Below are 10,412 nucleotides of genomic sequence, written 5' to 3'. Positions count from 1 at the left end.
GATCAGCGGTCCTTCAGGTAATAGCGTTCACCAGCAACCGATCCGCCGTCAAAGTCGTAGACGATCGGCTGGCCGGTCGGGATCTCGAGTTCGGTAATCGCCTCGTCGGAGATGCCGGAGAGGTGCTTGACCAGTGCCCGCAGGCTGTTGCCATGGGCCGAGATGATGACGTTTTCCCCGCGTATCAGTTCGGGCAGGATTGCCGCTTCCCAATAAGGCAGCACCCGCTCGATGGTAAGCTTGAGGCTTTCGGTCTGCGGAATGGCGATACCGGCATAGCGGGGATCGGCGGAAAGATCGAACTCGCCCCCGGGCGCGAGATCGGGCGGCGGCACGTCGAAGCTGCGGCGCCACACATGCACCTGTTCCTCGCCATGCAGGTCGCGCGTCTGCTGCTTGTCGAGCCCGGTGAGGCCGCCGTAATGCCGCTCGTTCAGGCGCCAGTCGCGCTTGACCGGAATCCACAGCCGGTCGCATTCCTCAAGCGCCAGGTTGAGCGTCTTGATCGCGCGCTTTTGCAGGCTGGTGAACGAGGTCGTCGGCAATACGCCCTTGTCCTTCATCAGCCGCCCGGCGGCGCGCGCCTCGTCCACGCCCTGCGGGGTGAGGTCGACATCCCACCAGCCGGTGAAGCGGTTGGCGAGGTTCCATTCGCTCTGGCCATGACGAAGAAGGACGAGTTTGGACATTGACGCTCCGTATGACGGGTGGACGGGCAGGCGTTAGCCGTCCGCGTCGCCGTTTGGAAGCGGGCGATCCGAATCGGATGAAGGCGCTTCGCCCAGTGCCCGCCCCTGCGCCTTGCGGCGGCGCAGGTTCTCGCGCAGCTTGGCGGCGAGACGGTCTTCGCGGCTGGTCCTGAGGGTTCCGGTCATGGGCATGGCCTTTGCCAAAAACGTCGCCTCGTTCAAGCGGAGGTTGACTTTGCGCAGGCAGGCGACAATAGCGCGCGCCTCTGGCCATGGGCGGCGTCGCCCGCGGCCCGTTGCTGCTGTAGCTCAGTGGTAGAGCGCACCCTTGGTAAGGGTGAGGCCGGGAGTTCAATCCTCCCCAGCAGCACCATTCTTCTTCTCCCTGCCCTTTCGCCTTGCACCCGCCGGCCCCGCGCGGCACCTGTTGGCCGAGGGAGAACGAGATGGATTTCCGCCTTACCGACGAACAGCGAGAGCTTCAGCAGGCCGCGCGCAGTTTTGCCCGCAAGGAATTGCCGGACTTGGCGCGCGAGATGGAGGACAAGGATTTCCCCGTCCCGGCCGAAATGGTCCGCCGCTATGGCGAAATGGGCTTCCTTGGCGTCAATCTTCCGCAAGATTACGGCGGCTTGGGGCTAGGCCACTTCGAGGCGCTGCTGGTGCTCGAACAGTTTGCGATGGTGTCCAACGCGGTAGCCTTCCCGGTCTTCGAGGCGCTGGTCGGCCCGGTCCGCACCATCGAGCGCTTCGGCAGCGATGCGCTGAAAGAGGCAATCATTCCCAAGGTCGTCGCAGGCGAGGCGACGGTAGCGGTGTCGATGTCGGAGCCCGATGCCGGCACCGCGCTGACCGACCTTTCCACCCGCGCCCGGCTGGACGGGTCGGACTATGTCCTCGACGGCACCAAACGCTGGACCAGCGGGGCGGGGCACGCCCGCTACTACGTGGTCTATACCCGTCTTGCGGATGCCCCGGGGGCGAAGGGCATCGGTGCGCTGCTGGTCGACCGCGAGATGCCCGGCGTCAGCTTCGGCCAGCGCGAGGAACTGATGGGCTTCCGCGGGATCGAAACGCGCGACATCGTCTTCGACGAGGTTCGCGTGCCGCAGAGCAATCTGATCATCGAGGCTGGTGGGTTCGGCCGGCTGATGAGTGCGTTCGGGCTCGAACGATGCGGCAATGCGACACAATCGCTCGGGCTTGCTGCGGGCGCGCTCGAACAGGCATGTGCCTATGTCGAGGAACGCAAGGCGTTCGGCAAGCCGATCGCGGATTTCCAGGCGGTGCAATTGCGGCTGGCCGAAATGGCGATGCAGGTCGATGCCGCGCGCCTTCTCATCTACCGCGCTGCCGCCAATGCCGCGCACAGCGCAGACGGGTTGCCCAGCGCCTATGAAAGCAGCCTGGCCAAATGCTTTGCCAATGAAATGGTCCGCAGCGTGACCGCCAACGGTCTGCAACTGATGGGCGGCTATGGCTATCACAAGGACTACGGCATGGAGCAGCGGGTGCGCGATTCGTTCGCCTGGGGGATCGCCGGCGGCACGACCGACGTGCAGCGCACCAATATCGCGGCAGCCCTGCTCGGCCGGCGCTTCGATCAGCGCCGATGACGGCGGATACGCTGCCCGGCGAAGAGGACGGCGTTGACAGGGGGATCCTGCCGCAAGGCTTCACCCCGCTCGACCCGCGGTTTCGCCGCCTGCTCCGCATCCGCGCCGCAATCCGCAGCCTGGTGCTGCTGCTCGCTGCGGGCACCGCGGAAAACCTCGCCGATCTTGCCGGATTCGTCCTTGTCGGGCCGGCGCTGGTCCTGGCTTTTGTCATGGTGATGCTCCTCCCCGGCCGGCAATACGCCTCGCGCGGGTACCGCCTCGAGCAGGACGGATTGCGAACCGTCAGGGGGGTATGGCGGCATTCCGACATCACCGTTCCGCTTGGCCGGGTGCAGCATATCGACGTGACGCAGAAGCCGCTCGAACGGGCGAACGATCTTGCCACCCTGGTTCTGCATACCGCGGGGACCGACAATGCCTCGGTCGTGCTCGAGGGGTTGTCGCATGACGATGCCATCGTGCTGCGGGACGAGGTGCGCGCGGGCATGCGCGAGATCATGCGGTGAACCCGCCGGCCCCGCGGGTGACCGAACCGCGGCGGACCGATCCGCGCAGCTTCGTCGTGCAGGCGATCGCCGCGCTGCGCCTGGGTCTGGTCCCCGCCGTGGCCCTGATCGTTTCGCGGTCCGGGGACGATGAATTCGTCGCCATCGCGTCAGCCATGGCGATCGCGGGGATCGCGATCTCTGCCGTCTTCTCCTTCATCGCCTGGTGGCAGACCACCTATGTGGTCGCGGACGGTGAAATCCGGGTGACGAGAAACCTCCTTTCGCGTCACGTGCGCAGCGTTCCCTACGACAGGATCCAGGACGTCGCGCTGACCCAAACCGCCTTGCCGCGCCTGTTCGGCCTGGTCGCGCTGACGTTCGAGACCGGCGCCGGAGAAGGTGACGACCTGACGCTGTCCTACCTTTCGCTGGCCGAGGGCGAGCGGCTGCGCGCCGGCGTGCGCGACCGGTCGGGGCATGTCTCCAGCGGTCAGGCGGCCGAAAGCGAAGAGGACCATCCGCCGCTCTATGCGATGTCGCCGAGGCGGGTGCTGCTTCTTGGCCTGTTCAACTTCTCGCTGGTGATCTTCGGCGCGGCGGCGGCCTTCATTGCCCAGTATGACGAGTTCCTGCCGTTCGATCCGTGGGATGTGGAGGACTGGGAGCGCCGGCTTGCCGGACCCGGTGCCTGGCTGGCCCAGCTCGGTTTGCTGGCGCAGGTCATCGGATTGGCCGGATTGCTGGTCATCCTCGCACTGCTCGGCGTTGCCACCGGGATCGTGCGCACGGCCTTGCGCGAATGGGGTTTCCGGCTCGACCGGACGCCGCGCGGTCTGCGCCGGCGCCGGGGGCTCGTCAGCCGTACCGACGTCACGGTGCCGGTTCGCCGGGTACAGGCCGTAGTCCGCGGAACCGGGGCGGTGCGAAGGCGCTGGGGGTGGTACGACCTGTCGCTCGTCAGCCTGGCGGGCGATGCGGGCGCCGCCCATCACCAGATCGCCCCGCTGGCGACGCGGGGGGAGGTCTTGGCTCTGGGGCAGGAGGTCGGGGTCGACACCGCGGGCGACGGGGGCGGCTGGCACCGCCTGTCGCCGGCCGCCGCCTATGCCGCTGGCGCGGGACGCATCGCCGTGTGGCTGTTCTTCGCCCTCGTCGCCATCGCCTCTCAGCGATTGTCCGCAGCCGGCGGGTTCCTCGGTGGCCCGCTACCGGTCGTGCTTCTGGTGGCGATCGGTCTGTGGCGTTCGCTCCGCCTGACCGCCTCGATGCTCCTGACGCGCTATCGGATCGATCGCGAATTCTATCACGTGCGCACCGGCTGGCTTGCGCCGCTGCTCATCATCGGCTGGCGCGAGAAGCTGCAAACCGTCGAGGTGTCGCGCAGCCCGCTTGCCCGGCGGCTGGGCTATGCCGATCTGACCGTCGGCATTGCGGGCATGCCGCTTACCCTGCGCGGGATCGAGCACACGGCGGCCCAGCGCCTGCGCCGCGATTTGCTCGAGGCGATGGGCCGGCGGGATTTTTCCGCGGTCAACTAGGCCCGCAATTCCGCCAGTTCGGGATGCCGGCGGAAATAGGTGGCGACGTAGGAGCAATCGGGGGCGATACGGAAACCGCCGTCCCGGGCATCGGCGAGCATGGCCTTGACGAGCTGTTCGGCAAGCCCCTGGCCCCGTGCCTCGTCGGGGACATAGGTGTGGGTTGCATGGCGCACGTCGCCGCGCTCCACCCAGGTCAGTTCCGCCTCGCGCGGGGCGCCGTCGACCTTTGCGTAATAGCGGCCCCTGCCGGCGCCTTCCTCGTGCTGGATTTCGATTTGCTGCATTGCCGGATATCCTTTCTGTGCAAGCAACGCGGGCCTCGCTAGGGGCGTTCCGATGCAATTCCTGTCCGACAATTCCGCCCCCGTGCATCCTGCCGTGTGGGACGCGATGCATGCCGCCGATGCCAGCGACACGCCCTATGACGGCGACGCGCTGAGCGCCGATCTCGATGCGCGCTTCGGCGACGTATTCGGGCGCGAGTGCGCAGTCCTGTGGGTCGCCACCGGAACCGCTGCCAATTGCCTGGCGCTGGCGGCGATGGTCCCGCCGCATGGCGCCGTGGTCTGTCACAAGGAAGCGCATATCGAGATGGACGAAGGCGGTGCGCCGGGCTTCTACCTTCATGGTGCCAAGTTGCTTTTGGCGCAGGGCGAGGGCGCTAAACTGACGCCCGAGACCATTGCGGCGGTGATCGACCCGATCCGCGACGACGTGCATCAGGTCCAGCCGCACGCGATCTCCATCACCCAGGCGACTGAATACGGCCGGGTCTATACCCCGGCCGAGATCGGCGAGATCGCTGCCCTGGCGAAGGCGCGGGGCCTCAGGCTCCACATGGACGGCGCACGCTTTGCCAATGCGATGGTGCATCTCGGCGTCGCCCCCGGCGAGGTGGTGAATGGCGTCGACGCGCTGAGTTTCGGCTGCGTCAAGAACGGTGCGATGAGCGCCGAGGCGATCGTCTTTTTCGATCCGTCTCTTGCCGACGTCGCGCGCTATCGCCGCAAGGGTGCCGGGCATTTGCAGAGCAAGGGGCGCTTCCTCGCCGCGCAGCTTAAGGCGATGCTGGCCGACAATCTGTGGCTGACCAGCGCGCGGGCCGCCAATGCCGCGGCGACCGAGATCGCGCAAAGTTGCGCCGGCCGCCTGCTTCACCCGGTCGAGGCGAACGAATTGTTCGTGCGCTGCACTGCGGCCGAGCGCGAGACCCTGCGAGCGCAGGGCTTCGGTTTCTACGACTGGGGGGCGGAGGCGGCGCGCTTCGTCACCGCCTGGAACACCCGGAGCGAGGATGCCGGGGCGCTGGCGAAGGCGATCGCCAGCCTGTGAGCGGCTTGCGCGGCGAAGACAGCCTGCTGAACCCGCGCAATCTGGCGGCGTTCGTGCTTGTCAGCCTGATCTGGGGCGGCACCTGGCTGGTCATACGGGACCAGATCTCGACCGTGCCCGCCCAATGGTCGATCGCCTATCGCTTCATCGTGGCGGCGGTGGGGATGTTCGCGCTGGCCGCGATCCGCCGCGAACCCCTGCGCCTTCATCCGGGGGGACAGATGTGGGCCTTCGTGCTCGGCCTGATGCAGTTCACCCTCAACTTCACCTTCGTCTACAATGCCGAGCGGTTCGTGACGTCCGGCCTCGTGGCGGTGATGTTCGCCTTGCTGGTGGTACCCAACGCGATTCTCGGCCGGCTGTTTCTCAAGCAGCCGATAACCCGGCGTTTCGTGGCCGGTTCGGCGATCGCAGCCATCGGCGTGGCCCTGTTGTTCGCCCAGGAATACCGCGTTTCGCCCGCGGGCCTTTCGGAGGTGCTGCTGGGGGCGGGGCTGACCCTTGCCGGCATTCTTTCCGCCAGCTGTGCCAATATCGCCCAGGCCATGGACGGGGCACGGCGGCAACCCTTCATCGCCCTGCTCGCCTGGGGAATGGCGTGGAGCGTTGCGATCAATTCTGCGGCCGCGCTGGCAACGGCAGGATTGCCGGTGGTCGACCTGCGGCCAAGCTATGCGCTGGGCACGATCTACCTCGGCCTGCTCGGCTCGGTAGTGACGTTCCCCCTCTATTACGGGCTGGTGCGCAAGGTCGGTGCTGGGCAGGCCGCCTATTCGAGCGTGGTGGTCCCGGTCATCGCGATGATCCTGTCGACCATCTTCGAAGGCTTTGCCTGGGGCCTGCTCCCGGCCGCCGGCGCCGTGCTGGTGCTGGGGGGCATGGTCGTCGCCCTCAAGGGACGCTCGGCGCCTCCGCCCCGGCGGGCCGTGCCCGAGCCATGATCGCGGCCAAGCCGTCGCGATAGGTCGGATAGCGCAGCCTCCAGCCGAGCATCCGCTTCGCCCGGCCATTGGCGACCCGGCGGTTGTCGGCATAAAAGCTGCGCGCCATCGGCCCGAGCCCGGCCTCGTCCATCGACTGGAGCGGCGGCGGCACCGTGCCCAGGAGGCGACACGCTTCCTCGATGACGGCATTCTGGCTCGAGGGCAGATCGTCGGCAAGATTGTAGGCCCCGGGCGGCGCGCCGGTCGCCAGCGAGCCGACGATCCCGCCGACGATATCCTCGACATGGATGCGGCTGAAGACCTGATCCTCGATCGCGATGCGGTGAGCGGTGCCGCCGCGCACCCGGTCGATGGCGCTGCGACCGGGGCCGTAGATGCCGGGCAAACGAAACACTCGCGCCCCCAGCGCCAGCCAGGCCGCATCGGCCTCGGCGCGCGCCGGCCGGGCGGTGGGACGGACAGGGCTGGCCTCGTCCACCCATGCGCCGCCGGCATCGCCATAGACCCCGGTCGAGGACAAATAGCCAAGCCAGCGACCTGCAAGCGCGTTCCCATACAGGTCGAGGACCGGATCGCCGCCCGCTGCCGGAGGGACCGAACTCAGCACATGGGTGCTGGCGCGAAGCGCGTGACGGACCGCGTCTGTATCGTCGAAGGCGACCGTGCCGGCAGAGCCGGTGGCGGCGATGGTCCATCCCTCCGCCGCCAGCGCGGACGCCAGAAACCGGGCGGAATAGCCGAGACCGAATATGAACATTTGGGGCATCGATGCGTAATAGACTCTGACGCCTCTCAGCACAGGATTTTTGATGGACATTGCCCGTACCCCCGCCGCGCCCGACGGCAACCCGTATCTCGCCGATGCCGCGCCCCAGCCGCAGCAACCGGCCGAGATCCGGCGAGCGGACTATCGGCCGTTCCCATGGCTCGTCCCGGCCACCCGGCTGGAGTTCGCGCTCGGGATCGAGACGACGCGGGTGATCGCCACGCTGGAAGTCGAACCCAATCCATCGGCCGATCCTGCGCGCTCCATCCGTCTCAACGGCGATGGGTTGACGCTGGTCGATCTTGCGGTCGACGGGCAGCAGCGGACCGATGATACGATCGAGGGCAACGACCTCGTGATCGCGCTTTCGCCGGGGCGGCACGAAATCCGCATCGTGACCGATATCATGCCGGCGCGAAACTCGCAGCTGATGGGCCTCTACGCCTCGAACGGGATGCTGTGCACCCAGTGCGAGGCCGAGGGCTTTCGCCGGATCACCTTCTTTCCCGACCGGCCGGATGTGCTCAGCACCTATACCGTGGTGATGCGTGGGCCGCGGGGCCAATTCCCCATCCTGCTCAGCAATGGCAACGAGATCGCGACCGGCGAGGACGGCGATAATCACTGGGCCGAATGGCACGACCCTTGGCCCAAACCGTCCTATCTGTTCGCGCTGGTCGCCGGTAACCTTGTCGCCCGGACCGACCGCTTCACGACGATGAGCGGGCGCGAGGTCACGCTGAACGTCTGGGTTCGCGAAGGCGATCTGGCGCGCACCGAACACGCCATGGAGAGCCTCAAGCGCTCGATGAAATGGGACGAGGAGGCGTTTGGCCGCGAATACGATCTCGATCTATTCAACATCGTCGCGGTCAGCGATTTCAACATGGGCGCGATGGAGAACAAGGGACTGAATGTCTTCAACACCAAGTACGTCCTCGCCGATGTCGAGACGGCAACCGACGGGGATTTCGACGCGGTCGAAGGGGTGATCGCCCACGAATACTTCCACAACTGGTCGGGCAACCGCATCACCTGCCGCGACTGGTTCCAGCTCAGCCTCAAGGAAGGCTTTACGGTCCTTCGCGATCAGCTGTTCAGCCAGGACATGGGCAGCGCCCCGGTCAAGCGGATCGAGGATGTGCGCATCCTTCGCGGGGTGCAGTTTCCCGAGGATTCGGGTCCGCTCGCGCATTCCATCCGCCCCGACAGCTACCGAGAAATCAGCAACTTCTATACCTCGACGATCTACAACAAGGGCGCCGAGGTCATCCGCATGATGCGCACGATGGCGGGCGAAGAGCGGTTCAGGCGCGGAACCGATACCTATTTCACTCGCCATGACGGCGAAGCGGCAACCTGCGAGGAATTCGTCGCCGCGATCGAGGATGGCGCCGACCTCGACCTGCGACAGTTCCGGCTATGGTATTCGCAGGCGGGGACGCCGCGGGTCACCGTCACCCAGTCGCACGAGGGGACTGCGGCGTGCCTGACCCTGCGGCAATCGGTCCCGGCGACGCCCGGCCAGCCCGACAAGCAGCCTATGCCCATCCCGCTGCGCCTTGCCCTGTTCGATCGCGACACCGGCGCCCATGCGGGCGAGCAGCTGGTAGTGCTCGACCGCGCCGAGCAGGACTTTCGTTTCGAGGGAGTTGAGAAGCCCCCGGTGCTGTCCATCAATCGCGGGTTTTCCGCCCCGGTGACGATCCAGCGCACGATCCCGCGCGAGGATCTCGTGTTTCTTGCGGCCACGGACGATGATCCGTTCGCCCGCTTCGAGGCGATGCAGGAACTCGTTACCGGCTATCTCGTGACGGAAATCACCGGGAATGCCGGTGATGACGAGCGTGAAGGGGCCCTTGCCGATATTGCGGGCGCCGTGGACAAGGTTCTTGCCGATCCCGCGCTCGACGACCTGATGCGCGGGGAGTTGATGATGCTGCCGAGCCAGTCCTATCTGGCCGAGCAGATGGAGGTAGCCGATCCGGGCCGCATCCATGCCGCGCGCGAGTTGCTCAAGGCCGATTTGGGCGGTCTGCTGGCATCGCAGCTGCGCAATGCCTACGACCGGGTTGCCGGCGTGCCTTTCTCGCTCGACAGTGCGGCAAAGGGTGCGCGCAAGGTCAAGACACTGGTGCTGACCTATCTTGCCGCCAGCGACGCCGAACTCGCCGCAGAGCTTGCCGCCCGCCAATATCACGGCGCCGACAACATGACCGACCGGCAGGGCGCACTGATGGTGCTGACCGGGCTCGACACGGCGGAGCGCACGGCGGCGTTGATCGACTTCTACAATCGCTATCGCGGCAATGCGCTGGTGATCGACAAGTGGTTCGCGCTGCAGGCGGGATCGCTCCATCCGCAAGCGATCGAGCATGTCAAGGCGCTGGCCGAACATTCCGACTTCACGCTCGACAATCCCAACCGGGTGCGGGCGCTGTACATGGCATTCGCCGGCAACCCGCAGGCGTTCCATGCGGCGAGCGGCGAGGGGTATCGGATGATTGCCGACCTCATTCTCGCCCTCGATCCCCGCAACGCGCAGACCGCGGCGCGCTTCGTGCCGCCGCTCGGGCGTTGGCGCCGGATCGAACCGGGTCGCGCCGGCCTTATGCGGGGCGAACTCGAACGGCTTGCCGCCAGCCCGGTGCTGTCGCGGGATACGGCCGAACAGGTCATGCGTTCGCTTGGCTGACCGGCCATGAGCCCGCCGATCCGATCTGCGCTGCTGGACACGGTCCCGCATGGCTTTTCGCTCAAAGATGGCCTTGCCCCCGGCATGCTTGTCGCCGGCGGGCGGGACGTCACGCTGAGGCAGGTACATTCGGCACGGGTGATCACCGCCGAAGAGGCGCCGGACCAGCCGGTCGAGGCGGACGGGCTGGTAACCGGGCGGGCCGGGCTGGTGCTGCACATCGTCACCGCCGATTGCGCGCCGATCCTCCTTGCCGACATCCGCGCCGGCATCATCGGCGCAGTCCACGCCGGCTGGCGCGGAGCGCAGGGCGGCATCATCGGCAACGCGGTCGCCGC

The 10,412-nt window shown here is 66.8% G+C and carries 11 protein-coding genes and 1 tRNA gene; 8 read left to right on the top strand and 4 right to left on the bottom strand.

Annotation, left to right across the window (positions count from 1 at the left end):
- Positions 1 to 2: 2 nt before the first annotated feature.
- Both gpmA and ACHFFA_RS01760 read right to left on the bottom strand, forming a co-directional pair.
- Entirely contained in the window at positions 3 to 689 is a 687-nt protein-coding gene (gpmA, locus tag ACHFFA_RS01765) for a 2,3-diphosphoglycerate-dependent phosphoglycerate mutase (RefSeq protein ID WP_394269122.1), read from the bottom strand.
- A gap of 33 nt (positions 690 to 722) precedes the next feature.
- Positions 723 to 875 carry a hypothetical protein gene (locus tag ACHFFA_RS01760; RefSeq protein ID WP_394269121.1) on the bottom strand — a complete coding sequence of 51 codons (153 nt, stop codon included), beginning with the start codon at positions 873 to 875 and terminating at the stop codon, positions 723 to 725.
- Between the two features lie 112 nt (positions 876 to 987).
- On the opposite strand from ACHFFA_RS01760, the gene ACHFFA_RS01755 reads away from it, so the two are divergent.
- The 4 genes from ACHFFA_RS01755 (at position 988) to ACHFFA_RS01740 (ending at position 4,334) form a co-directional block, all read left to right on the top strand.
- Positions 988 to 1,062, top strand: a tRNA-Thr gene (locus ACHFFA_RS01755).
- A 73-nt stretch (positions 1,063 to 1,135) separates the two neighbouring features.
- Entirely contained in the window at positions 1,136 to 2,305 is a 1,170-nt protein-coding gene (locus ACHFFA_RS01750) for an acyl-CoA dehydrogenase family protein (protein ID WP_394269120.1), read from the top strand.
- Positions 2,302 to 2,814, top strand: a complete 513-nt coding sequence (locus ACHFFA_RS01745; RefSeq protein ID WP_394269119.1) for a PH domain-containing protein — start codon at positions 2,302 to 2,304, stop codon at positions 2,812 to 2,814. Before ACHFFA_RS01750 ends, ACHFFA_RS01745 begins: the two co-directional genes overlap by 4 nt.
- Positions 2,811 to 4,334, top strand: a complete 1,524-nt coding sequence (locus tag ACHFFA_RS01740; RefSeq protein WP_394269118.1) for a PH domain-containing protein — start codon at positions 2,811 to 2,813, stop codon at positions 4,332 to 4,334. Before ACHFFA_RS01745 ends, ACHFFA_RS01740 begins: the two co-directional genes overlap by 4 nt.
- Here the strand turns inward: ACHFFA_RS01740 and ACHFFA_RS01735 are convergent.
- Positions 4,331 to 4,621: a GNAT family N-acetyltransferase gene (locus ACHFFA_RS01735; protein ID WP_394269117.1), complete on the bottom strand. Its 291-nt coding sequence runs from the start codon at positions 4,619 to 4,621 to the stop codon at positions 4,331 to 4,333. The genes ACHFFA_RS01740 and ACHFFA_RS01735 overlap by 4 nt on opposite strands.
- Before the next feature lie 52 nt (positions 4,622 to 4,673).
- On the opposite strand from ACHFFA_RS01735, the gene ACHFFA_RS01730 reads away from it, so the two are divergent.
- Complete coding sequence (locus ACHFFA_RS01730; RefSeq protein ID WP_394269116.1) at positions 4,674 to 5,669, top strand: threonine aldolase family protein; 996 nt, start codon at positions 4,674 to 4,676, stop codon at positions 5,667 to 5,669.
- Positions 5,666 to 6,610 (top strand): DMT family transporter, encoded by a 945-nt coding sequence (locus tag ACHFFA_RS01725; RefSeq protein ID WP_394269115.1) that lies wholly within the window; start codon positions 5,666 to 5,668, stop codon positions 6,608 to 6,610. Before ACHFFA_RS01730 ends, ACHFFA_RS01725 begins: the two co-directional genes overlap by 4 nt.
- Here ACHFFA_RS01725 and ACHFFA_RS01720 read toward each other — a convergent pair.
- Positions 6,561 to 7,379 (bottom strand): SDR family NAD(P)-dependent oxidoreductase, encoded by an 819-nt coding sequence (locus ACHFFA_RS01720; RefSeq protein WP_394269114.1) that lies wholly within the window; start codon positions 7,377 to 7,379, stop codon positions 6,561 to 6,563. The two genes, ACHFFA_RS01725 and ACHFFA_RS01720, sit on opposite strands and share 50 nt — an antisense overlap.
- A gap of 43 nt (positions 7,380 to 7,422) precedes the next feature.
- On the opposite strand from ACHFFA_RS01720, the gene pepN reads away from it, so the two are divergent.
- Together pepN and ACHFFA_RS01710 are read left to right on the top strand one after the other, a co-directional pair.
- Complete coding sequence (gene pepN, locus ACHFFA_RS01715; protein WP_394269113.1) at positions 7,423 to 10,074, top strand: aminopeptidase N; 2,652 nt, start codon at positions 7,423 to 7,425, stop codon at positions 10,072 to 10,074.
- A gap of 6 nt (positions 10,075 to 10,080) precedes the next feature.
- Positions 10,081 to 10,412, top strand: a 332-nt coding sequence (locus ACHFFA_RS01710; RefSeq protein WP_394269112.1) for a laccase domain-containing protein, incomplete at its 3' end; no start/stop codon positions are given.

Source organism: Qipengyuania sp. (assembly GCF_043423005.1).
In the GTDB taxonomy this organism is placed as follows: domain Bacteria; phylum Pseudomonadota; class Alphaproteobacteria; order Sphingomonadales; family Sphingomonadaceae; genus Qipengyuania.
This window is presented reverse-complemented; position numbering and strand designations above follow the sequence as displayed.